We start from the raw sequence: 25545 nt of genomic DNA on the forward strand, positions 1-25545 counted from the left end.
CTTCACCCTTTTATTTAATACCTCATACGATAAGGATATGAGGGTCGATCATCTTAAAAACAATAGCTAAAAATGTGTGATATTGCTTTGTAATTTAGCCTTTTTAAATTAAGCTCAAAATTCATTTAATGTTGAGCTTACACCATGATAGACAAGGCGTTACTACTAAAAACTCGTGAGTTATCGGATCAATTAATTGCATTGCAAACGCCAATTAGGATACTCGATGCTATTAATTGGGATAAACAAACTAAAGAGGATTTTTTTAGACAAAAATGTCAAAAAAATCCACTTATCGATCGTGCTTATTATCAACAGCGCGACCTTGGTTTTGTCCCTAGCGAGTTACGCCAAGCGTTTTCTACTTTGCACCGTAACATTATTAACCAATTAGGGCAGTTGAATCCGATTGCTCAATATATGGGAAAAATGTGCACTGAATATAAAACAGTATTAAGTATGCTTGAATATCGTGGTACGACAGAGTTTCATGATTTATCGGTGGAGTTATTTGGTCATCCTAAAGATTTATTTCATGCGGGTGAGCCCTCACTTTCTGAGCTCGCTAATATGCTAGATAAACCGCTGCAAAATTTACTCATAGCCGACATACTGCCTGACGACCCTAAAAATATTGATGCTGTAGACGCTGTGCGTATTTTGTCTGAGCAAGTAAATGCCAGTATGGCAGGGATAAACGTAGAGGTAATGCTTAGCGATGGTATTGTCAGTGATGCAGCCGCCGGTGCTAATAATATAAAGCTTAATCAAGATGTTAAGTTTTCGCAGCGTGAACTAGATATTTTAGAAGTTCACGAAGGGTGGATACATGTAGGCACCACTCAAAATGGTTTAGCACAGCCTTATTTAACGTGTTTGAGTAAAGGCACGCCAAGCTCGACCATTACCCAAGAAGGCTTAGCGGTATTAACCGAAATTATTACATTAAAATCGACCCCAAGGCGTTTATCTAAATTAGTTAACCGGATTCAAGCAGTTACAAAGGTAATTGACGGTGCTGAGTTTGTAGATATATACCGTGATTACGTAGCGCAAGGTTTATCAAAAGACGACAGCTACACACTAGCGCAGCGAGTATTTAGAGGGAGTACACCAACCGGCTTACCTTTTACAAAAGATATTGCCTACATTAAAGGCTTTGTACTGGTATATAACTTAATTCGCGTGGCGATACAGTTGGGTCGAATCGATAGATTGCCTTTGTTACTAGTAGGTAAAATATCGATAGATGATTTCAGACTAATATCGCAGCTTCATGATTTAGGTGTAATAGAAAGCCCTCAATATGTGCCACCCCACTTTAAAGATTTACGTGGTTTGGCAACGTGGTTGAGCTTTGGCCGCTTTATTGGTGACTTATCGTTTGAAAAGTTAGAAAACGATTATAAACCGTTATTTTTATAATTAATCAACATAACTTACCAACATAAAAAAAGCCCATAATGGGCTTTTAAAATAAAGTACTTTAGGTTTAGCTATCGAGCGTTAGTGCTTTCAAATATTTTGTCAGCTGAGGCTGCAACAAAACCCGTATAAAGCTCGCCGTCTGCTTTAGGGTAACGAATAGCAAACTCATAAAAGCAACTAGGAATGCTCATATCGCCATTACTAAAGGTAACTGAGTATTCATCAGCCAAAGTTGACGATTGCTCTAGTAACACCTCCGGTGAGCCTTTAACTTCGCCGCCTGATGTATTAAGCGAAAAGCCAGCATCTTTTAGGGCTTGATTAACATCATGAATATTATCAAACTTAGCAAGCGTATTAATATTTACAGTAAAGTGGTTAGCACGATAACCCCAAGCCGACATCCACGCTGCATATTCGCTTTCAGCTAGCAGCTGTTTGTAAGTATCGGTGCTTACTTGCCAATGTGTGCCTGAGTATAAAAAGTCATCTGCAGTTACGGCGTTTTCGTCAATTTTGCTTACCATATCGGTTACGATAGCTTGTAACTCAGGTGAGCATTTTTCTACTAGCAACTCAGAGATAAACACTTTTGGCTGATTAGGATCGCTATGCTCGTAGTGCTTTGCGTAGAGTTTTTTAGCTTCAAAGTGGTATTCACCACATTCTTTGTAACCAATTGCTAAAAAGTGAGCGGCGAGTTTTTCAAGGCCGACCTTTTCAATATTAAATGTACGCAGTGCAATATGATCGTTAATAATGTCATCTTTTTGCGTTGACCCTAAAAGGTCATGAATTTTGTCTGCCGATGGAGTTACGTTTAAGTAGTTTTCCCAAAGGTTATTAAATAATGTGTTTACATTAGTATGCATATCAAATCCTTAAATCTTAAAATTTGGTTTTATTGCTTATTCAATTATTAAGCCCGGCGCTAGGGTTTGCGGTAAGCTCACTTTGTCTGATTCAACAGACGCTACCGGGTATGCGCAATAATCAGCGGCGTAATAAGCACTTGCTCTGTGATTACCACTGGCACCAATACCGCCAAATGGAGCTGCGCTTGAGGCGCCCGTAATAGGGCGATTCCAGTTAACAATACCGGCGCGAATACGCTTTAAAAAGTGAGTGTAATCATCTTCACTATCGCTAAGTAAACCCGCTGATAAGCCAAAGCTTGTGTTGTTGGCTTCAGTAATTGCGCTGTCAAAATCATCAAAGCGATATACTTTAATAAGCGGTCCAAAATGCTCTTCATCTGGCATGTCGGTAATGTGTGTTACATCAATAATACCCGGACTTACAAAACCTGTGCCTGGTTTTAATTGCTTAAGTTCAACAAGGATTTGCGCGCCTTTTGATACTAATTCACTTTGCGCAGCAACCATGCCTAATGCTGCTTTTTCGCTTATCATTGCACCCATAAAAGGCTGCTCTGTAGCAAAGCTGTCGTCTACAACTATGTTTTTAGTCGCGCTTATTAGCTTTTCTAAAATAGCATCGCCATTGAGCGACTTTTCAATAAATAAGCGGCGTGCACACGTACATCGTTGGCCTGAGGTAATAAAGCCTGATTGAATAATATCGTGTACTGCAGCGCTTACATCGTTTACGTCTTTTACAATCAGTGGATTATTACCGCCCATTTCAAGCGCTAAAATTTTACCAGGATGTCCAGCAAATTGCTTATGTAATAAGTGACCTGTGTTTGAGCTACCCGTAAAAAACAATCCATCTATGTCTTTGTGAGAGGCAAGTGCTTTACCTGTTTCAATTTCACCTTGCACAAGGTTAATAACACCTGCAGGTAAACCCGCTTTTAGCCAAAGTGAGAGGGTAAATTCAGCCACGTGCGGAGTAAGCTCTGATGGCTTAAATACCACGGTATTACCGGCTAAAATTGCAGGAACAATATGCCCGTTTGGTAAATGCCCAGGAAAGTTGTACGGGCCAAAAATAGCAACAACGCCATGCGGTTTGTGTCTAATAAACGCTTTAGCACCTGGCATTGGGTTTTCGGTTGTACCTGTACGCTCATGGTAGGCTTTAACCGAAATTGCTACTTTACCTGTCATTGCGCCCACTTCGGTGCGGGTTTCCCATAATGGCTTGCCAGTTTCGCGTGCAATTATGCTAGCAAACTCTTCGCTGTGTTCTTTTAATTGTGCTGCGAAGTTTTCTAAAATAGCTATACGTTCTTCAAGTGGTTTGTCGGCCCATTGTATTTGTGCTGCTCTGGCTGCTTTTATAGCTGAATCTACTTGATCAGTGTTTGCGCCATTACCTTGCCAAACCACATCACCATTACTTGGGTTGATTGACTCAAATGCTGGGCCAAGGCCTGTATGCCATTGGTTATTAATTAGGTGTGTATTCATAAATTATTTACAGGCGGAAGAATCGCGCTGCATCTCCTTGACTTAAATTAAGCGCCTTAGCCACATCTTGGCTAATGACGAGAGTATGTTTTGCATGATTGTAATGCGCGTCTTTCGTAAATGTTGCTCTAAAGCCACTTACGCCTTGATTACATACAGCCAACGTATCTGAGCTATTTTGTGATATGTGATCAAGCTCACCAATTGTTATAGGGCAAACTTGAGAGTCGCGAATACTGCGAATATTACCAAGTTTTGCTTCAACCGTTGGGCCTGCGTCAAATAAGTCAACGTAGCCTCTGTGCTCAAAACCTTCTTTTTCTAATAATTTTAGCGCAGGTTTTGTTTTTTCATGCACATGACCAATAACTGCTTGCGCTTTTTTGCTAAGCAAGTTCACATAAATAGGATATTTAGGCATTAATTCGCTAATAAATACCTTATCGCCTAAGCCCACTAAGTGATCCGCTTCTGGAAACTCAATGCTAAAAAAGTGCTCTTGTAGCCATTGCCAAAAAGGAGAATGCCCTTCGTCGTCGCTCACGCCGCGCATTTCTGCAATAACAGTATCGGCAAAACGCTCGCTATGCTGCGCCATAAACAAAAAGCGTGAACGTGATAAAAATCGGCCCGTTAGCCCTTTGCGGCTGTTTTCACGCAAAAACAATGTGCATATTTCAGAGCAACCGGTGTAGTCGTTACACATGCTTAAAATATCAACGGTGTTATATACATTTAAAGTAGGCGAGTGATGAACTGTTTTACCTAAATGATAATGATACAAAGGCACCGACAAGCCCACTGCAGCTTCTATAGCGGTAGTACCTATAACATCACCTGTTTCGCTGTCTTCTAAAACAAATAAATAGCTTTCATCGAGTGGCTGGTTAACATTTTTTGCAAAACTTATTTCAGCGCGTTCAATTTTTTCTTTTAGCTGTGCATCATCAACAGGTAAAGAGGTAAATCCATGGCCTGATTCAATCGCAATTTGTTTAAGTGCGTCAAAATCATTGGCAGTAATAGGACGTAATACTTGCATTAATTACTTGCTCCAATAGCGCGTTTATTAAACGCGCTAAATTTTATTAACCGTTTACTACATCGCTAACGGCTTTTTCAAAGCGCGCTAAGCCTTCTTTAATATCTTCAAACGGAATAACTAAAGATGGCGTAAAGCGAATTACATTCATGCCAGCTACAAGGTTCATTAAACCATTATTAGCACTTGCTACTAAAAAGTCGCGTGCACGGCCTTCAAATTTGTCATTTAGTACTGCGCCAATTAATAAGCCTTTACCGCGTACTTCACTAAACACGTTGTATTTTTCGTTAATTGCATTTAATCCGTCACGGAATAACTGTTCGCGCTCTTTAACACCATTTAGTACATCAGGTGTATTTACTGTATCAAATGCCGCTTCGGCTACGGCACAAGCAAGTGGGTTACCACCGTAAGTAGAACCGTGCGTACCAATTTTTAAATGCTCAGCAATGTGTGTGCGAGTGATCATAGCGCCAATTGGAAAACCACCACCTAATGCTTTTGCAGTTGTTAAAATATCAGGTACAACTCCTAAGCCTTCGTAAGCGTATAAATCGCCTGTGCGACCAACACCTGTTTGTACTTCATCAAAAATAAGTAGCGCGTTATGTTTAGTACAAAGTTCACGTACTTTTTTAGCAAATTCATCTGTTGGTGAAATAATACCGCCTTCACCTTGCAACGGTTCCATCATAACTGCACATGTTTTATCGCTGATCAGCGCTTCAAATGCAGCAATGTCGTTAAAGTCACAATGTTCTATGTCAGCAGGTTTTGGACCAAAGCCATCTGAGTAAGCAGCCTGTCCGCCAACAGTTACGGTAAAGAAAGTACGACCGTGAAAGCCTTTATTAAATGCAATTATTTGCGATTTTTCAGCGCCGTACACATCAAGTGCAAAACGACGGGCTAGTTTAAGCGCCGCTTCGTTTGCTTCTGCACCTGAGTTTGCAAAGTAAACTTTGTCAGCAAATGTTGCTTCAACCATTTTTTGAGCCAAACGAAGCGCTGGCTCATTAGTCATTACATTTGATAAGTGCCAAATTTTTTCGCCTTGTTCTTTTAATGCTTTAACAAGCGCCGGGTGACAATGACCCAAACAGTTAACGGCAATACCACCTGCAAAATCAATAAACTCGTTGTTATTTTGATCCCACACACGAGAGCCTTCGCCACGAACAGGAATAATAGCTGAAGGGTTATAGTTTGGTACCATTACGTCGTTAAATAAGTCTCTTGTTACTTGCATTTTGTACACCTAAATTGAATGGGCTTAGATAAAAGGTTAGTTGCTAACTCAAAGAAGAATATAGCCTTTATTCTTCAGCAAACACGTTATTATTTCTTGTAGGGGTCATTATCGAAGGTTAACAGTTAAATTTGCAGTGCTATTTTGTGAAAAATGATTAAAATAAAAGTCAAAATAACGAAGAAAATAACCATTATGATAACTCTACAAGACGAGAAACTACTTTCTGTACTAAAAACAAACGCTAGAGCCAGTATTTCTGACCTTGCTCGCATGCTCGATTTATCTCGTTCAACAGTACAAAGCCGTATGCTCAAATTAGAAGAAAGCGGTGTGATTAAAGGGTATAGCGTTGATTATGGGGATGACTATTTAAGTAAAATGGTATCAGCTCATGTGTCTATTAAGGTTAAGCAAAAATTAACGACAAAAACGAATATAGAGCTTAAGCAAATAGATGCAATTTCTCAGCTTTATGCCATAAGTGGTGAGTTTGATTTAATTGCTGTGGTACAAGCGCAAAATCTAGAGCAGCTGAGTCATTTGCTAGACGATATAGGTAATCTTGATGGAGTAGAGCGCACTACATCGTCTGTTATTTTAGAGACCAAATTTAAGCGATGAGTCAAAGTACTTATAATTCCAATGCAGCAAGTTATTTTGTTGCTGTATTGGTGGTTGTAGGTGTTGTTTTTGCTCTTTTAATCACTTCTTTCGTTGCTTCATCTAATTTAATAAAATAAGCATTACCGCCAATACCTTTAAACTCTTCATCTGTAAATACAATCGTGTTGTCATCAAAAAAGGTGACGGCTTCTTTTTGAGTAACAATTCCTAAATCTATTTTTGATACATCACCAGAGAAAAACTTATCACCTTTAAAGTTTTCAAATAACCAAAGGCTGGTTGAATCAAGTAACACTAATTTTTTACGATCGGGGCTGAGTGCTGCAGAGGTTATCCAGCAGAGTTTTTCAAGCGTGGTACACGTTTTAAAAGAGTCAACTAACTCAGCATCAAAATTTGCTGCATGATCCCCCACTTTATACACTTTAGTAATGCCATCGAAAGGTTCTGTACGATTTTTAGTAAATAAATATAAATGACGACCGAGTGCTACAAATGCTTCTAAATCAAAATTACGATTATTAGGTTTTATTGGAGTTCCATCCATTTCAGGATAGGTAAATTTGATTATTTCGGCTTGAGTAGTGTCGCCTTTAATATCAATAGGGTTTTCTATTTTATAAATAGTGAGCCATCGACGATCGTTTTTGTTATTACCAAAATCGCCTAAAAAAAAGTGCCCAAATTTGTTTTGAGTCATGTCTTCCCAGTCTATATTTTTAGCATTTTCGACTAAGATTTCTTTGGCGATAGAACCGTCTTGATTGAGGCGGTAAAGCTTAGGTTCATTGCCTCCGTCGTTAATAGCCCATAAACGTTTGTGCTTATCAAATTCAATACCTGATATTTCTTTTAATTTAGGATCAACTGAGATTTCTTTTTTACTATAAAGGGTATAGATTGAAGAACCAACAAGTGTGGCTATTATTAAAAATATGATGGCTATAGTTATAAAAATGCTTTTTTTCAACATGAAAATTATGATATTTCAGAGTATTAAGATGCTGTGTATTATCGCTGATGAAAGTACATAACAAAAGAATTTTATAAATTTAGGCAATACTCTTGGATTATTTAACGTTAAATTCGGTTAAATAAATAAAATGTGATGCCTACCTAGTTGGTTCAAAAATTGCTCTGTACTAGTGAGCTTTTTAAAATAGATTGTTTATATACTAACCGCACTTTTTAGGTGCAGAAAAAATGAATTGTTGCACTGTAATAATGCGTAAATAAAGTTTTGGTTAACTTAAAACGTGTTTAATGATTTTGAATGGAATCCACATCGCCTTTTTGTTTAGTTGTATGGCCTGTGGCAAAGATTAAGTACCCTTTTTGGTTTAGTTGGAGCCTGCTATGTTGAATAAACGTTTTTTTAAAACAAAAGATGAAGCTGAAGTAACCTTTGAGTTTTCTCATCCTGAGGCAGAAGAAGTTTGCTTATTAGGTGAATTTAATGATTGGCAACCTGTGCCAATGAAGCTTAATAAAAAACAAGGTGTTTTTAAATTTAAGCAACGCTTACCTATCGATCAACAATTTCACTTTCGTTATTTAATTAATGGCGATATTTGGGATAACGACCACCAAGCTGATGGCTACATTGGCAATACATTTGGTACAGAAAACAGCATAGTAAATACTCAACGCATTAATTAAGGCGATTCAATGGATGCTCTTTCGCAGTTGTTTTACCTGCATGGTATTGGCTTTGAATTCACTAAGTATTCAGGTGAACAGGTGTTTTTTAGCGAAGACACGCGTAAACGTGCTTTGCAATGTTGTGGTGTTGATACAAATAACGAAGCGCAAGTAGCTCAACTAACTTATGATTTAGATGCATCGCTTTGGCTGGATTTAGTGCCCAGTGTGAGTTTAGTTGATCAAAATACGTGTTTGTTAAAGCTTCGTATAGACGAACGCCAGCAAAATTTAGCCGCTAACATTAATATCCCTTCACTTGGGATGAATATAGCGGTTGAGAACCTCTATAACTTGGCGGTTACAGGTGAGTATTACTTACATGGCGTTCGCTACATTGAGCTGGCACTGCCTATAGACACTATGCCAATCGGCTATCATGACGCTAATGTTCAGGTAGGTGAGCAGCAGGCTATTACACAAATTTGGTGTGTGCCTGAGCAAGTTTATCAAGTTGAAGATGCAAAGCGCACTGGATTATCTATTCAGCTTTATACGTTAAAAAATAAAGCGAATTTAGGTATTGGCGACTTTGACGATTTACTAAAGCTTACAAAATTATGCAGCTCGCAAAATATGGATTACATATTACTTAATCCACTGCATTTGTTATTTGCTGATATGCCAGAGCGCGCAAGCCCTTATAGTCCTAATAGTCGCGCTTTATTAAACCCTCTTTATATTTCCATAGTATTAAGCGAAGACGCAGCAAATAACGAAAAGCTTAATACTCTAATGCAGCAAGATGATGTAATCGCGTTATTGCAAAGCAACGATCAGTTTATAAATTACGAAAATGTAAGCCGTATAAAGTATGCGTTATTTGAAGCGCTTTATAACCAGTTTGAACTAACAGCAAGTGATGAGCGTCGCCATGCTTTTACAGATTTTTGTAATACTCATTCAACGACGCTAAACACCCTCGAATCAGATAACGTAACGTTTGATTATTACCTGCAATGGCAAGCACATATTCAATTGGCACAGTGCCAAAAAAGTTGTGCAGAGCAAGGTATGGCTATCGGGTTAATAAACGACTTAGCCGTTGGCTGTGCGGGTGATGGAGCCGAATTTAAAAACCAAAAAATATTGTTTAGCGATGGTGCAAGTGTAGGTGCTCCACCTGATCCATGGGCCGAAGCTGGCCAAAACTGGGGGCTTCCAGCACTAAACCCTCAAAGTCTTAGTAATAATCACTACCAATTTTATCGCTCGCTCATTCGCGCAAACATGCAAAATGTAGGTGGACTTAGAATTGACCACGTAATGGCTATTAGACGCCTATGGTGGTGCTTTGAAAATAATGGCGAACAAGATGGCTGTTATGTTTACTACCCGTTTGAGTACTTACTCGCGGTTTTAAAAATTGAATCGCATATTAATCAGAGTATCGTAATTGGGGAAGATTTAGGCGTTGTACCGCCAGAGGTAAGGCAGGCTTTGGCTTCAAGCGGTATCTTTTCTAACAGCTTATTTTATTTTGAAAAACAACACAGTGGTGAATTTTTATCGGTAAATGAGCTAGCAACACATTGTTTGTTAATGATAGCCAATCACGATGTCCCCCCATTTACAGGCTGGTGGCAACATGCTGATTTAAATATTAAGCAACAATACAAGCTAATTACTGATGACGAATACGCGCAATTAAAGCAACAGCGAACAGAAGAGCAGCATAGGCTACTACGTTTTATTAATCACCATGGCAATGCAACTGATCTTTTGTTACATAGCGATGCAATCGAAGTTTATAACGCACTTGCATTGTGTTTGGCGGGTTCTCAATCGCGTTTATTTGCAATACAAATAGATGATTTAGATGAGCAGCAGTATCCGGTAAATATCCCTGGGACAGATAAAGAGTATCCTAATTGGCGACGTGTATTAACGCATACCAGTGAAGAAATTTTTACCAAAAATGCCTCACTTTTAGCTGCTATCGATTCAATAAGGAAAGATTAAATGAGCAGTACAACTAATGAAAATAGTTACGATGCACAAGTACATGCATTAAGTGCAGGGCGTTTTAAAGACCCATTTAGCTTTTTAGGGGCACATGAAACAAGCGCAGGTACTGAGATTCGCTTTTTCTTACCAACGGCATTAAACGTAAGCGTTACATTAAATAATAAAAATATTGAAGCACAGCGCTATCAACAAAGTGACTTATTTATAGCCAAAGTTGATGCACTACCCACTGCGCCTTATCAATGCATTGCTCAGTACACAAATAGCAGCGTTACCTTTTATGATGAATACAGCTTTGAAAGCACTCTTGATGCAGAGGCCATGTATTTATTTAACGAAGGCAGCCTTGAGCATGCTTACTCTCATTTCGGTGCACATTTTAGTACTCAACAAAACGTAGAGGGTGTGCGCTTTTGTGTATGGGCGCCTAATGCTGCAAGTGTCTCTATTATTGGTGAGTTTAACTTTTGGCAAGCGAATCGCCACTTTATGCGCTTTCACCCGGCAAGCGGTGTATGGGAGTTATTTGTACCAGGCCTTAAAGCCGACATGTGCTACAAATTTGCAATTACCGCCCAAAGCGGAGAAGTACTTGAAAAAGCCGACCCCTATGCATTTAAAATGCAACAAGCACCTGGTACTGCAAGTGTTCTGCAGTATAAACCAGAACCTATAAAGCTTGGCGAGCAGGAACTTCAAAACCGACAAAAGCGTAATCATATTGATGCGCCAATTAGTATTTATGAAGTGCATTTAGGCTCATGGCAACGCGCTGAAAACAACCGCTATTTAAGTTATGCAGAACTTGCTGACAAACTGGTTAGCTACGCCCTTGAAATGAATTTTACCCACCTGCAACTTATGCCAATAAGTGAATACCCATTTGATGGTTCGTGGGGTTATCAACCCGTTGGTTTATTTGCTCCTACTAGCCGTTTTGGCGACTACAACAGCTTTAAATACTTTGTAGAGCAGTGCCACAAAGCTAATTTGGGTATTTTACTTGATTGGGTACCTGGGCATTTTCCTAGTGATCCGCATGGCTTGCACCGATTTGATGGCACACATTTATATGAACATGCCGATAAGCGGCAAGGTTTTCATCCTGATTGGAATACCTACATTTATAATTATGACCGCCCTGAGGTTAAAAGCTTTTTAATTTCAAATGCTATGTACTGGTTACATCAATTTGGTTTAGATGGTCTGCGGGTAGATGCCGTAGCCTCTATGTTGTATTTAGATTACAGCCGAAAAGAAGGTGAGTGGATCCCTAACTGCTACGGCGGGCGCGAAAACTTAGGTGCAATAGAGTGCTTAAAACAAGTCAATATGCGCAGCTACAAAAACAACCCGGGCATTATGATGGTGGCCGAGGAGTCAACAGCATGGCCAGGCGTTACCCAAAGTGTTGAGCATAACGGTTTAGGTTTTGGCTATAAATGGAATATGGGCTGGATGAACGATAGCTTGCATTACATGCAACACGACCCGCTTTATCGTCAGCATCATCATCACGAGATGACTTTTTCGATGGTATATGCCTTTAGTGAAAACTATATATTGCCATTAAGTCACGATGAAGTAGTACACGGAAAAGGCTCGTTAATTGAAAAAATGCCAGGCGATGATTGGCAGAAATTTGCAAACTTACGCGCTTATTATGCATTTATGTGGGCACACCCGGGTAAAAAGCTCTTGTTTATGGGCGGCGAAATTGCACAGCGAAAAGAGTGGGGGCACGATCATTCTATCGATTGGCATTTACTTGAGCACCAAAGCCATAACGGGGTAAAGCAAACCGTAAAAGCGCTCAATACCGTTTATAAAAACCAACCCGCGTTGTATGAGTTAGATTCTAGCGCAGCTGGTTTTACCTGGATAGATAACAATAACAATCAGCAGAGCATTTTAAGCTTTGTTCGCTATGCTAAAAACGCAAAAGACTTTGTGGTTGTTATTGCTAACTTTACCCCCGCGTCATATGAAAACTACGTTATTGGCGTACCGAGTAAAGGGCGTTATAAAGTTATTTTAAATACTGACGACACTCAGTTTTTTGGCTCAGGCGTTGAGGTAACTAAAGATTCATCGCAAATAGTTAATGCTATCAATGAGTCAAACCATGGCTTTAAACACAGTATTTCAATTGCCATTGGCGGCTTAACCACTATTTACTTACAAAAGGTTGATGATGAGTAACCAATTTGATGTAGCCGCAGGTAATGTAGAACCGCTAGGCTCTAGTATTATTAATAACGGGGTTAACTTTGCGCTTTATGCGCCAGGTGCAAGCCAAGCTTATGTATGCTTGTTTGACAAAAGTGGCCATTCAGAAATCCTAAAAATGGCGATGAATATCAACGAAGGGGGTGTTTGGAGTATTCATATTTCGCCATTAAGCGCAGGCGCACTTTATGGCTTTAGAGTTGAGGGTGAATATAACCCTAAAAATGGTCAATTATTTAACGAAAATAAGCTACTTATAGACCCGTACGCAAAAGACTTATTTGGTGAGTTTACTTGGAGCGAACGCCATTACGGGCAAATGCCAATTGGTACGAAAAGTTGCGTAAATAATGCGATTGATATACCTAAATCAAAAGTAGCGGCTCCTACTTTGTATGCGGATAAAAAGCCAAACCACCGTTGGTCAAACACGGTTATTTACGAGTGTCATGTTAAGGGCACAACGTGTCGTCATCCTAAAATACCTAAATCTCTTCAAGGAAAGTTTTTAGGGTTAAGCCACCCAAGCTTTATTGAGCACTTACAAAGCTTTGGCGTTACAGCAGTTGAGCTTTTACCTGTTCATTCATTTATTAGTGAGCAATTTTTAACTGCAAAAGGCCTACAAAACTATTGGGGTTATAACACGCTTAACTTTTTTACCCCTCATAAAGACTATTTGGTAAACGACGATATAAACGAGTTTAAGCAAATGGTGCAAGAGCTTCATGAAGCCGACATAGAAGTTATTTTAGATGTTGTTTATAACCATACAGCAGAGGCGGGGGCAGATGGCCCTATATTATCACTAAGAGGCTTTGATAACTTAGCGTATTACCGCACAGTAGAGGGGCAGCCTGATGTATATATAAACGATACTGGCTGTGGGAATACCATAAATATTGACCACCCTAAAACACTCCAACTGGTACTCGACAGCCTTCGTTATTGGATTGAGGTAATGGGAGTTGATGGTTTTAGGTTTGATTTAGCGACCATTTTAGGGCGCTCGAAAGCAGGCTTTAGCTCTGCACATACTTTTTTACAAGTGGTAGCTCAAGACCCAGTGCTAAACAAGGTTAAGCTAATAAGCGAACCTTGGGATATAGGCCCTGGTGGCTATCAGTTGGGTGCATTTCCGCCGCCATGGCGAGAATGGAACGATCAATACCGCGATGTAATTAGGCGTTTTTGGCAAAGTGAAACAGGCATTATAGCAAGCGTTGCAAAACGTTTGCATGGATCGTTTGATATTTTTGAGCACAGCCAGCGTGGACCACTCAATAGTATTAACTTTATAACGAGTCATGATGGTTTCACGCTTGCTGATTTAGTGAGTTATGAGGAAAAACATAACGAGGCTAATGGTGAACAAAATCGAGATGGGCACAGTGCAAATCATTCGTTTAACTGCGGAGTTGAAGGCTTTACCAGTGACTCAAAAATAAACGCACTGCGCTTACAGCAGCAAAAAAACTTTTTACTTACTTTGATACTCTCAAAAGGTGTTCCCATGATTGCCGCTGGCAGCGAAATGGCGCACTCGCAAGGGGGTAATAACAATGCCTATTGCCAAAATAATCGTACGAGTTGGCTTGCCTGGAAAGATTCTCAGCTTAATCATTCGCTAACACGATTTATTGATGATGCGTTAAAAATTAGACGCGCACACAGTGCGTTTAAGCACAGTGTATTTTTAGATGATATAGACGAGCGTTTTACCGTTAAGTGGTTTACCGAACAAGGTAAAACCATGACCGACGCGAATTGGCATGAAGATACCAGGCAGTTTTTAATGTATAGCTTACTTGATAAGCAAAATAACCATGCATTACTGATGGTCTTTAATGCCAGTAAAAAAACAGTTTTTTGCCAAATGCCGCCTTCGCCTATTAATGCACCGTGGCAAATGGTTTTATCAAGTGTAAATAATGCATCTGTGAGTAGTAATGAAGATGCGATGGTTGAAATTACAGCACAAAGCAGCTGGGTTTTTAGTGCCAATTTAGAGGATGTGAGTCATGGCTAAACAAAGTGATCAAGTATGTGTAGTAAAGGGCTGGCAAGAAGGTCCTGTTATAGATGAAAGTACGCTTAAAGATGACTTAACACGGCATTTTTATTATACCCTCGGCCGCGATAAAGTTGGCGAGTCGCAGCATTATTTATATCACGCATTAGCGCTTACTATTCGCGACAGACTTGTTGCGCGATGCAGAGAAACAAACCAGCAAATTAAGCAAAATAAACGCCGTAAAACAGCCTATTTATCGCTTGAATTTTTAATGGGGCGTGCGCTTGGTAATGCCGTTTTAAATTTAGATTTAGACGAGCAAGTAAGCTCAGCGCTACAAGAATACTGTACAACAATAGAAACGATTGAAGATGCCGAACACGACGCAGGTTTAGGTAATGGTGGTTTAGGCCGCCTAGCTGCTTGTTTTTTAGATAGCTGTGCTAGTTTGGCATTACCGGTAATTGGTTATGGCCTTCGTTACGAATACGGCATGTTCAACCAATCAATCAAAGATGGCAATCAAATTGAACAACCAGATAATTGGCTACGCGAAGGACACCCTTGGGAGCTAAGCGCACCAGAGCACGCTAAACGTGTGAAATTTGGCGGCTACGTGCAAAGTTATACAGACAAATTTGGCCGAGAGCATCGCCAGTGGATGAGCTCACAAGATGTATTAGCAGTCCCTTACGATGTCCCTGTCCCGGGTTATAAAAACAATATTGTAAATACGCTACGCTTGTGGAAATCAGAAGCGACGGATGAATTTAACTTAACCGAATTTAATGCCGGTAGTTACTCAGAAGCCGTTGCACAAAAAAACCTAGCTGAACAAATCACCATGGTGCTGTATCCAAACGACAGCAGCGAAAATGGTAAGGAGCTTAGGTTGCGCCAACAATACTTTTTATCATCTGCGAGTATTCAAGATGTAGTAGATCAATGGGTTTCTCAACATGGCGAGAGTTTTAGTGACTTTGCTGATTTTCATGTTTTTCAGTTAAACGACACGCACCCAAGTATTGCTGTTGCAGAGCTGATGCGTATTTTAATTGATGATTACGAACTTGATTGGAACGATGCTTGGCAAATTACCACTAAAACAATGGCCTACACAAACCATACGCTACTTCCTGAAGCGCTTGAAAAGTGGTCTGTTTCGTTGTTTTCAAAACTATTGCCACGTATTTTAGAAATAGTTTACGAGATAAACGCACGCTTTTTAGCACAAGTTGCACAGCAATGGCCGGGTGATGTTAATAAACAGCGTGCCTTATCTTTAATTGAAGAGGGTGACGAGCCGAAAATTCGTATGGCTTATTTAGCTATTGTAGGTAGTTACTCTGTAAATGGCGTAGCGGCACTGCATACTGAACTGTTAAAAGCGGGCTTATTTAAAGAGTTTTACGCGCTGTGGCCAGATAAATTTAATAACAAAACCAATGGTGTTACACCAAGACGCTGGCTTGCGCATTGTAATCCTATTTTAAGTGAATTAATCAGCGAAAAAATTGGTCATGGCTGGGTTAAAGACTTTTCAGCTATTAGTGACCTACGCCGCTTTTTTGATGACAAAGCATTTCATGGGCAATGGCAAAATGCTAAACGCGAAAACAAACAGCGTTTAGTTGATTTGGTTAAGACTCGCTGCGATGTTGATTTTGACGTATCGATGATGTTTGACGTACAGGTAAAACGTATTCACGAATATAAACGTCAGCTATTAAACATACTTCATGTGATTCATTTATACGACCGCATTCGCCGTGGTGATACTCAAGGGCTTGTTCCTCGTTGTGTTTTATTAGGTGGTAAGGCAGCGCCTGGTTATTACATGGCTAAAAAAATCATTAAGCTTATTAATAACGTGGCAGAGGTTATAAATAAAGACCCGTTAGCAGCCCCGTATTTACGCGTCGCCTTTTTACCTAATTACAACGTAACCGCTATGGAAGTGATTTGTCCTGCAACCGATTTATCAGAGCAAGTATCTACCGCAGGTAAAGAAGCATCTGGTACTGGCAACATGAAGTTTATGATGAATGGTGCATTGACGATAGGCACGCTAGATGGTGCTAACATTGAAATTAGAGACGCTGTTGGTGCAGATAACTTCTTTTTGTTTGGCGCACAAGCGCATCAAATTGATGATATTAAATCGCGTTACAACCCTGAGCACTTAATCGCACAAAATAGTGATTTAAATAATGTAATGCAACTACTCGAAAGCGGTCATTTTAATTTGTTTGAACCGTGCTTATTTGACGATATAACCAATGCAATTAAAAGCCCGCACGATCCATGGCTTGTAGCTCACGATTTTGAGAGTTACGTAGTTGCTCAAAAAGAAGTAGATAAAGCGTACGCAGATCAAACCTACTGGACACAAATGAGTATTTTAAATACGGCAGCCAGTGGAATGTTTTCAAGTGATAGAACCATAAGCCAATACAGTGAAGACATTTGGCATTTAGAACCCCTCAATATTAGTGAAACAGACTTAACGACAACTAAAAGCCATGCCACTAACAGCCTAGACTAAATGGAGAGAGTATTATGCCTAATTATGCAAATCGCTACATAAGTAGCTTAACCCGAGAAACTTACGCGTTAATACTGGCAGGGGGTCGCGGCTCTCGTCTGCATGAGCTAACCGACTGGCGAGCAAAGCCCGCAGTTTACTTTGGTGGTAAGCATCGAATTATCGATTTTCCACTATCAAACTGTATTAACTCGGGTGTGAGACGCGTTGGTATTGCCACACAATATAAGTCGCATTCACTCATTCGCCATGTAAACCGGGCGTGGGGGCACTTTAAAAAAGAGCTGGGTGAGTCGGTTGAAATACTCCCGGCATCTCAGCGCCAAGGTGATGATTGGTACTGTGGAACCGCAGATGCTGTTTTTCAAAATATAGATATTATTCGTCATGAGCTTCCTAAATATGTAATGATTTTATCAGGAGATCATGTGTATCGCATGGACTATGGTGCTTTACTGGCTGAACACGTGCAAAAAGGCGCTGATATGACCGTATGTTGTATTGAAGTGCCCGTAGAGGAAGCCGCAGATACGTTTGGTGTAATGACCGTTGATGAGCAAAGCAGAGTGTGTCGTTTTGATGAAAAACCAGCAATGCCGAGCTCCGTACCGGGCAAGCCAGGTACCTGTTTAGCATCAATGGGGAATTACATTTTTAATACTGAATTTTTGTTTGAGCAACTTAAAAAAGATTCTGAAAATGAAGGCTCAGGCCGCGACTTTGGCCACGATATTATTCCGGCGATTATAGAAGAGCATAATGTATTTGCTTTTCCGTTTAGAGATCCAGACCAAGAAGGACAACCTTATTGGCGCGATGTAGGTACGCTAGACTCGTTTTGGGAAGCTAACATGGAGCTGGTAATGCCAGAGCCACAACTTGATTTATACGACCCAACGTGGCCAATATGGACTTATCAAGAGCAACTACCGCCCGCTAAATTTATTTTTGATGACGATGACAGACGCGGTATGGCATTAGACTCTACTGTGTCGGGTGGGTGTATTATTTCGGGCTCTGCAGTAAGAAAATCTTTATTGTTTTCTAATGTGCATGTTCGTTCATTTTGTACCATTGAGCAGTCTGTTATTTTACCTGGCGCCATTATTAATCGAGGCTGTAAAATTAAGCGTGCGATAATAGACAGAAGCTGTGAAATACCTGCAGGTCTTGAAATCGGTTTTGACAAAAAAACAGATGAAGAAAACGGCTTTAGGGTATCTAAAAAAGGCATCGTTCTTGTTACCCGTGATATGCTCACTGAGCTTGCAAAAAAGTTAGAGCGCCAGGCGCGTGAGAATAAAAAGCTAGCGTAACAATAAGTTAAGTAAGCACGACAACAAAGCTTGCTCATTTATGAGCAAGCCCACACAGATTTAAAGGAAGTAGTAAATTAATGCATGTATTAATGGTTGCAGCAGAAAATGACGCGTTACCAGGCGCTAAAGTAGGTGGTGTTGCAGATGTAGTGCGCGATGCCCCTAAAGCACTCGTCAAAAAAGGTATAACGGTTGATGTTGTTATTCCTGACTATGGGTTTGAGCCGCTTGAGCGTATTTATATAGGTGAAGTAACCGTTGCATTTAATGCTCAACCGCATGTATTAACACTTTTCAAAATAGAGCAACCACAAAGTAATGTAAGCCAAATTGTTATTAGCCACCCGCTATTTAGTGAATCAGGCAGTGTATATTGCAATGATGCACCGGGGAGGCCTTTTGCAACCGATGCCACAAAATTTGCTTTATTTAACGCAGCTGTTTGTGAAGCGTTATTACAAGGTGTATTAAAGCGCCCAACAGCGCTACATTTACATGATTGGCACAGCGCCTGCGTTGCCGTTTTACTTAAGTTTGAGCCTCGTTATAGCTCACTTAATACCTTACATATTGCCTACACGGTGCATAATATTGCACTGCAAGGGATAAGACCTTTTAAACACGACGACTCAAGCTTAGAGGCGTGGTTTCCGTCACTTAGTTATAATGGCCAGCAACTATGCGACCCGCGTTATCCGCATTGCTTTAACCCTATGCGCAGTGCAATTAATTTATGCGATAAAGTACATGTTGTATCGCCAACCTACAGCCAAGAGGTACTTGAACCTAGCAATTACGAGCATGGTTTTTTTGGTGGTGAAGGGCTTGAGCTAGATCTTCAAAATGCAGCAAGCCAAGGTAAGCTTGTTGGTATTTTAAATGGCTGTGAATATCCAAGCAATGCACTTGAAGGAGCAACTCTCGCCGATTTTTATAGCCAAGCAGAGAACACTTTATTTACTTGGATGGCAAATAACGAACAGTTACAAAGCGGCTATTATATTGCCCATCAACGACTACAACAATTTAAAGCTACGGCTAATGATGGGCCACTAGTCACAAGCGTTGGCCGACTTACAGAGCAAAAGGTTTTGTTATTGTGCCAGCAGGTTAATGAGGCTTTAGCTATTGATAAAGTGTGCCAAGTAATTAATGAATATAACGGCAGGCTTATTATTTTAGGCTCGGGTGACAAAGAACTCGAGAGCATATTTACAAAAGCAATGGCGCGAAATTCAAATCTATTATTTTTGAAAGGTTATGGTCAAGGTGTTGGCGATTTAATGTATCAACTAGGTGACTTATTTTTAATGCCAAGCTCGTTCGAACCTTGTGGTATTAGCCAAATGCTTGCAATGCGTGCGGGGCAACCGTGTTTAGTGCATAGCGTTGGCGGATTAAAAGACACGGTAAAGCATCATGAAAATGGATTTAGTTTTAATGGCGATACGTTGGCAACGCAAACGAGTAATTTAATTAGCTGTTTAGACGAAACTCTCTTAATTAAAAAGCAGAATCCTAAAAAGTGGCATAAAATAAAGCACAGCGCAGAGCAAATGCGTTTTTCGTGGCCACAAGTTGCAGCTGATTATATAACAACCTTATATCGGTAAATCGTTACTGCACTACAAAGTTTAGTGACAATTGTGCCTGCTTAAGGTTTAATTACTTAGTATTATATAAAAACTAAGAAGTAGGTAATGTGTCTGTATTTGTTGCAAGGCAAGCAATATTCAATAGAAGTAAAAAAGTAGTAGCCTATGAGCTACTTTTTCGTGATAGCCCTAAAAATTATTTTCCTGATATTGCCGAAGGCCAAGCAACAGCAAGGCTTATTATGGAAAATCAACTTAACTTAGGCACTCGTCATATTACATCAGGTAAAAAGGCGCTCATTAATATAGGGCCAGAATCTTTAAAACTCGATTTATGTGCTTTTTTACCATGCCAAGACGTTGTAATTGAGTTGCTCGAAACCATAGAACCCACCGACGATAACTATGAACTGTGCCGAGGTTTATTTCATAGTAACTACAAACTCGCACTCGATGACTTTGTATATAAACCACAATGGGATCGTTTTTTAAAGCTTGTTAAACTCATTAAGTTTGATATTGCAATTACACCTCTTAGCGATATACAGCCCATAATTAATAAGTTACAAGCGCATAAACAAATAAAAATACTAGCCGAAAAAATAGAAACCCAAGACGATTACAAGCTCGCCTTTGATATGGGGTTTGATTATTTTCAAGGCTATTTTTTTGCAAAACCTACCATGATCAAACAAAATGACATTGACTATAACTATGGTTTAGTCGTCGCTATTTACGCCGAAATAATGAAGAACAGTCCAGATATAAAAGCTATATCTGGACTGTTTGAGCTTGATGCTGCGCTTGCATATAAATTGCTGCGTTTAATAAACAGCGGTGTGTTTCCTATACAAAGCGAAATATCATCACTCAAGCAAGCGCTTGTGTATTTAGGGCATGAACGCCTTAAAAAGTTTGTGAGCCTTATTGTTACAGCTCATACCGCAGGTAAAAAACCGGCAGAGCTAATGCAAGTGTGTGTTGTACGCGCTCGTTTTTGTGAGCTTTTGGCTAAAAAGGTTAATAAAAGCCAGTCAGGCGAAGCATTTTTAACCGGGTTATTTTCACTGCTCGATGCAATACTTGATCAACCCATGAGCTTACTTGTTGAAAAACTCCCTTTTCCTGATGAAATAAAAACGGCATTATTAGGGGATAAAAATACACTGTATTATATTTTAAATGTTGTTAAAGCATACGAAACAGGAAGCTGGTGGGCACTTGAGCAAGCCGTACTTTTGCTAAATATAGACAGTCCTATACTACCTCCACTTTACCAGCAGTCGGTCGATTGGGCTGACAGTTATAAGAATAATATTTAACGGATAATAGCTTTAATGCGCAATTATAATATGGACTTTATTCGCGGCATTGCCGTGCTTGGCCTAGTTTACATGAATGCTTACGCCTTCGGCCTTTTTGAATACGGGTATACCTCTTTAACTAATCCTCCTGTTAGCGACTCAATTATTCACACCTTTAGCAGCGTGTTTGTAGATGGGCGTTTTAGAACGCTGTTTAGTTTGCTTTTTGGCGCCGGGCTTTACATTCAATGGCAACGTTATAAGTCTGAGGTGCAATTAAAAAGTAGGCTTTATTGGTTAATACTCTTTGGCTTAGCGCATGGTTTTTTACTTTGGGCAGGTGATATTTTATTTGTTTACGGTGTATCTGGCTGGTTTGTTATTAAATATTTAGAGAGTAATAGCAACGTACTTTTAAAAAGAGGGCTTGAATTTATTCTGTTATCGGGTGTAGCTACCGTGCTTGTTATATCTAGCGCACCCGATGAAGTAATTTACCGCGATTCAGCACAGTTTATAGATTTATATAACCCGCACTATATTGATTACTTTATTAGTAACCTCGCTATGAACATGTTAATGCTGATTATAGTGCCAATAATGACGATGTGGATGTGCGTGGGTATTATGCTCATTGGTATTTATTTATATAAACAAGACGTTTTTAGTAAAGGCTTAACGACTCAGCAATTAATAATTTGCGTTGCAATGACCATTATTTTTTGTGGTGTTAGGCTTTATGCATCACAGCTTAGTGGCAGTTTAGGGTATGGGGTGCAAGAGTTTGTAAATATGTTTGCGGCGCTAGGTATGGCTACGCTGTATATTCATTTAATTGTTAAGTTTTGCAATAACAGGGCACATGTCGGCACGCTTATTCAACAAGCAGGGCGCTTAGCATTTACTTTATATATTAGCCAAACACTCATGCAATTATTGTTATATAAAGTGCTATTTACGCACTGGGTACTCAGTTTTGATCGTATTGATTACTGGTTAGTAGCAACGGGTTTAGTTGTGCTGCAGCTCATATTTACCTTTATATACAGCCGCTATTTTAATCAAGGTCCGCTTGAATATGTATGGCGTAAATTAACGAAAGCAAAAATTAGTGCTTAAACGTCTATAAATAGTAAATTAGGGGCGAAAAAATAGTGTGGGTGGTTTACACTACTCGCCTTAAAAATTACTACGCTATAAGTGCCATGACCGAATTAAAACGTTTAAATAAATTTATTAGTGAAACAGGATTTTGTTCACGCCGCGAAGCCGATAAATATATTGAGCAAGGGCGTGTCAGCGTTAATGGCTACTTACCAGAAATGGGCGTAAAAGTAGCCGCTACCGATGTTGTATTAATTGATGGTAAACCGCTTAAAGCGACGCCGAAGCGCGTTTATATTGCTTACAATAAACCCGTTGGCATAACGTGTACTACCGAAAGTAAAATTCAAAGTAACATTATACGAGCGGTAAATTATCCTACACGTATATTCCCAATAGGGCGCTTAGATAGACCGTCTGAAGGGCTTATATTTTTAACTAACGAAGGCGACATCGTTAATAAAATTTTGCGTGCGGGTAATAATCACGAAAAAGAATACGTTGTTACGGTAGATAAACCGCTTAATCGTCAGTTTGTTACAAAAATGGCGAATGGCGTGCCTATTTTAGATACCGTCACTAAAGAATGTAAAGTAACGCAAAGTGGCCCTAAAGAATTTAAAATAGTACTTACCCAAGGTTTGAACCGTCAAATACGCCGTATGTGTGAGTATTTAGGCTACGAAGTGGTAACCTTAAAACGTACGCGCATAATGAACGTAACACTTAAAGGTTTAAAAGTAGGGCAGTGGCGTCATTTATCAGATATTGAAATGGCGCAAATAAACGACTCAATTTCTGATTCTGGTAAAACCCAAGAGCACTCGCTTGATACTAATAAACAATCAGAAAATAATACACCTTTAGCGCCTAAAAAACGCGATTTTCAGGGCGAAAACCCACGCCGATTTAACAACGGCGATCTAAATGCTGAGCGCAGTACTGAACGCAATAAAAATCGTAACTCTCAACGTACTAATGCTAGCGACGAACGCAAAAATGAGCGCAGTAACGCGCCTTATCAAAAGCGTTCTACTACATATGTGGGTAAGCCAAAAAGCATTAAAGAAAACAAATCGTCTAATGCTAAACCAGACGCAAAACCAAGCTCGGATCGTATACTCAGCTTAAAAAAATAATGTGCAGCTAAGTGGTAATACTCACTACCACTGTATTTCTTGTACTATATTGCCCAGTGGGCTTTTAACGCCCACTAAATTTACGTTGTTATTTTGCAAATTCACCAGCTTACTCTTATCTAAATACCATCTAAAACTGTGTTTCCTGTAGCTTTTTAAGTCAAGCACAGTCAGCTTTGAGCAACTGTATTCATAATCAGTTGGGCAAGTGGCTACTTCAAGTAATTGATATTCTTGCTGCCATATATTATCGCTGTATTTATTGGCCAGTAACTTTACTGAAATGCATACCGACGTCCACAACCATATGTAAATTAAAATAGGTAAACCGATTGGTATAAATACTGAGCGGAACTTCCCGTGTTCAACAATATAATCTTTAACAGTATGTTTAAATTCAAAGTTATTATTATATTTTTTATATAAGTGCCTAAATAAAATTACTGACAATACTATCGTCATTATAGGAAATAGCGTAAATGTTAAAGTGTCGTATATACCGTTGGGGATAAAAGCGGGATCGGTTTGTTCATCCCATGTAAGCAAAAACAGTGGGGGAGCCGTTGTTAAAAATAACAGAGCGCTATTGAATAGTTGTTTAAAGGTCACCGGTTATCCGCTCATAAAGTATTGCTTTGTATAAAGCCTCAATTAGCGCTTAATGTTTAACTCTTAAATGCTAAAGCCAATATAAAATAAGAGTATACCTAAATAAATCGCAATCGCCGATAATGAATTTTTAGAGCGCAGGCGCTTAACTAAGTCTCTTGTGCCATCAATCATGCCGGAAACTACCAGCAATAAGCCCCCTGTAAATCGATAGTTGTTTAAGTTTACGTTACCATTTTCGTCGGTTATAAAACGTAAATAGCCACAGAGTATAAAAATACTGCCTGCTATAAGTATTATTAACTTAAATTTTTCCAATGCTATACCTTTATACTAAATACAAAAAATGCCATAACCGGATAGGTTATGGCATTTAACTATAAGGTATCTATAGAGCAAGCTGCAATAATATTTACTTAACCTGAGCTTTGGTTAAAAGGTTATGCACTTCAGACTTGAATCTGCCATCTATTAAAACAGCAGATATCTAGCGTTCAGATTACTTAGCAAACCCACCTAGAGGTTTAAGCAAGAGTGGCGATAGAGCTGCGTGTTTATCTGTAAGCTCTTTTGGTAAATCGCCTAAATGCACCATACGTGTTGGTGTTGCTGCAGCAATCCAACGCTCTGCATGGTCATCCCAGTTTTGAATGTGGATATGCGACGCTTCTAAGTCTCTAAAACGCTCATAAACCATAATGTCGCCATCATCAGACATATAATATTGGTAGTTTAGTGTACCTGGCTCTGTTTTTGCGCGCTCTACTTGTGAGTTCATTACTTCACGGAAGGCGTCTAATTGGCCTGGATTTAGCTTAGCTTCAACAATCCAGCCAAAGTTATTAAATGTTGTATCGCCGTCTTTTTCAATTTGACTTGTTTGCTCTTCTTCGCGAGAAAAACCACCAAAGGGTTTAAGCCATAATGGGCTTAGAGCAGCATGGCGTTTACGAACATCATCAGGTAGGTCACCTAAATGCATCATGCGTGTTGGAGCCGCAGCTGCCATCCAGCGCTCTGCGTGGTCATCCCAATTTTCAATATGCTCGTGTGAAGAGTTTGCATCAGCAAAGCGCTCATAAACTAAAATATCACCCGCATCAGACATATAGTACTGATAATTTTTAGTGCCTACTTCTTTAAGAGCACGATTAACTTGCGAATTCATTACCGCTTTAAAGTTTTCAAGTTCACCAGCGTTAAGCTTTGCTTCTTGTATCTCTCATTGATAAATGATTAGCTATCATTTATCACATCGAAGTCAGTGAGCTTGCCTTTGCGTCTAGTATTTAAT

20 protein-coding genes are annotated in these 25545 nt (G+C 39.5%); 12 read left to right on the plus strand and 8 right to left on the minus strand.

Annotated elements, in window-relative coordinates; genetic code table 11:
* Nucleotides 1–144: 144 nt before the first annotated feature.
* Nucleotides 145–1425, plus strand: coding sequence for a flavohemoglobin expression-modulating QEGLA motif protein (locus tag GQR55_RS14805; protein ID WP_166421211.1), 1281 nt, complete (start codon nt 145–147; stop codon nt 1423–1425).
* A gap of 71 nt (nt 1426–1496) precedes the next feature.
* Here the strand turns inward: GQR55_RS14805 and GQR55_RS14810 are convergent, their stop codons facing one another.
* Genes GQR55_RS14810 through GQR55_RS14825 form a run of 4 tightly spaced genes read right to left on the minus strand, consistent with a single transcriptional unit; the run spans nt 1497 to nt 6097 of the window.
* Nucleotides 1497–2300: a DUF1338 domain-containing protein gene (locus tag GQR55_RS14810; protein ID WP_166421212.1), complete on the minus strand. Its 804-nt coding sequence runs from the start codon at nt 2298–2300 to the stop codon at nt 1497–1499.
* A 36-nt stretch (nt 2301–2336) separates the two neighbouring features.
* The gene (gene astD / locus GQR55_RS14815; protein WP_166421213.1) at nt 2337–3803 is read right to left on the minus strand and encodes a succinylglutamate-semialdehyde dehydrogenase; all 1467 of its coding nucleotides are present in this window, start codon (nt 3801–3803) and stop codon (nt 2337–2339) included.
* 7 nt (nt 3804–3810) lie between these two features.
* Complete coding sequence (gene astA / locus GQR55_RS14820; RefSeq protein WP_166421214.1) at nt 3811–4845, minus strand: arginine N-succinyltransferase; 1035 nt, start codon at nt 4843–4845, stop codon at nt 3811–3813.
* A gap of 46 nt (nt 4846–4891) precedes the next feature.
* Nucleotides 4892–6097 (minus strand): aspartate aminotransferase family protein, encoded by a 1206-nt coding sequence (locus GQR55_RS14825; protein ID WP_166421215.1) that lies wholly within the window; start codon nt 6095–6097, stop codon nt 4892–4894.
* 195 nt (nt 6098–6292) lie between these two features.
* On the opposite strand from GQR55_RS14825, the gene GQR55_RS14830 reads away from it, so the two are divergent.
* A complete protein-coding gene (locus GQR55_RS14830; protein ID WP_166421216.1) occupies nt 6293–6721 on the plus strand; it encodes an Lrp/AsnC family transcriptional regulator in 429 nt (142 codons plus the stop codon).
* A 31-nt stretch (nt 6722–6752) separates the two neighbouring features.
* Here GQR55_RS14830 and GQR55_RS14835 read toward each other — a convergent pair whose 3' ends face one another.
* A complete protein-coding gene (locus tag GQR55_RS14835; RefSeq protein ID WP_166421217.1) occupies nt 6753–7697 on the minus strand; it encodes a hypothetical protein in 945 nt (314 codons plus the stop codon).
* 383 nt (nt 7698–8080) lie between these two features.
* On the opposite strand from GQR55_RS14835, the gene GQR55_RS14840 reads away from it, so the two are divergent.
* From GQR55_RS14840 to rluF, 10 genes are all read left to right on the plus strand, one after another.
* Nucleotides 8081–8383: an isoamylase early set domain-containing protein gene (locus tag GQR55_RS14840; RefSeq protein WP_007580752.1), complete on the plus strand. Its 303-nt coding sequence runs from the start codon at nt 8081–8083 to the stop codon at nt 8381–8383.
* Nucleotides 8384–8392: 9 nt separating this feature from the next.
* Nucleotides 8393–10387: a 4-alpha-glucanotransferase gene (malQ, locus tag GQR55_RS14845; protein WP_166421218.1), complete on the plus strand. Its 1995-nt coding sequence runs from the start codon at nt 8393–8395 to the stop codon at nt 10385–10387.
* Nucleotides 10388–12595 carry a 1,4-alpha-glucan branching protein GlgB gene (gene glgB / locus GQR55_RS14850; RefSeq protein ID WP_166421219.1) on the plus strand — a complete coding sequence of 736 codons (2208 nt, stop codon included), beginning with the start codon at nt 10388–10390 and terminating at the stop codon, nt 12593–12595.
* A complete protein-coding gene (gene glgX, locus GQR55_RS14855) occupies nt 12588–14651 on the plus strand; it encodes a glycogen debranching protein GlgX (protein WP_166421220.1) in 2064 nt (687 codons plus the stop codon). The genes glgB and glgX overlap by 8 nt, the downstream gene beginning before the upstream one ends.
* Nucleotides 14644–17181: a glycogen/starch/alpha-glucan phosphorylase gene (locus GQR55_RS14860; protein ID WP_166421221.1), complete on the plus strand. Its 2538-nt coding sequence runs from the start codon at nt 14644–14646 to the stop codon at nt 17179–17181. The genes glgX and GQR55_RS14860 overlap by 8 nt, the downstream gene beginning before the upstream one ends.
* A gap of 14 nt (nt 17182–17195) precedes the next feature.
* Complete coding sequence (gene glgC / locus GQR55_RS14865; protein WP_166421222.1) at nt 17196–18497, plus strand: glucose-1-phosphate adenylyltransferase; 1302 nt, start codon at nt 17196–17198, stop codon at nt 18495–18497.
* An 80-nt stretch (nt 18498–18577) separates the two neighbouring features.
* A complete protein-coding gene (locus GQR55_RS14870; RefSeq protein WP_166421223.1) occupies nt 18578–20113 on the plus strand; it encodes a glycogen/starch synthase in 1536 nt (511 codons plus the stop codon).
* Nucleotides 20114–20202: 89 nt separating this feature from the next.
* Nucleotides 20203–21417 carry an HDOD domain-containing protein gene (locus GQR55_RS14875; protein ID WP_166421224.1) on the plus strand — a complete coding sequence of 405 codons (1215 nt, stop codon included), beginning with the start codon at nt 20203–20205 and terminating at the stop codon, nt 21415–21417.
* A gap of 30 nt (nt 21418–21447) precedes the next feature.
* Complete coding sequence (locus GQR55_RS14880; protein WP_166421228.1) at nt 21448–22518, plus strand: DUF418 domain-containing protein; 1071 nt, start codon at nt 21448–21450, stop codon at nt 22516–22518.
* A gap of 86 nt (nt 22519–22604) precedes the next feature.
* The gene (rluF, locus tag GQR55_RS14885) at nt 22605–23642 is read left to right on the plus strand and encodes a 23S rRNA pseudouridine(2604) synthase RluF (protein ID WP_166421225.1); all 1038 of its coding nucleotides are present in this window, start codon (nt 22605–22607) and stop codon (nt 23640–23642) included.
* A 24-nt stretch (nt 23643–23666) separates the two neighbouring features.
* Here rluF and GQR55_RS14890 read toward each other — a convergent pair whose 3' ends face one another.
* From GQR55_RS14890 to GQR55_RS14900, 3 genes are all read right to left on the minus strand, one after another.
* The gene (locus tag GQR55_RS14890) at nt 23667–24251 is read right to left on the minus strand and encodes a hypothetical protein (protein ID WP_166421226.1); all 585 of its coding nucleotides are present in this window, start codon (nt 24249–24251) and stop codon (nt 23667–23669) included.
* A gap of 63 nt (nt 24252–24314) precedes the next feature.
* A complete protein-coding gene (locus GQR55_RS14895; RefSeq protein WP_166421227.1) occupies nt 24315–24569 on the minus strand; it encodes a MetJ regulator of methionine regulon in 255 nt (84 codons plus the stop codon).
* 181 nt (nt 24570–24750) lie between these two features.
* Nucleotides 24751–25419: an antibiotic biosynthesis monooxygenase gene (locus tag GQR55_RS14900; RefSeq protein ID WP_231615122.1), complete on the minus strand. Its 669-nt coding sequence runs from the start codon at nt 25417–25419 to the stop codon at nt 24751–24753.
* Nucleotides 25420–25545 lie beyond the last annotated feature (126 nt).

The organism is Pseudoalteromonas sp. Z1A8 (assembly GCF_011378855.1).
Lineage (GTDB): Bacteria > Pseudomonadota > Gammaproteobacteria > Enterobacterales > Alteromonadaceae > Pseudoalteromonas.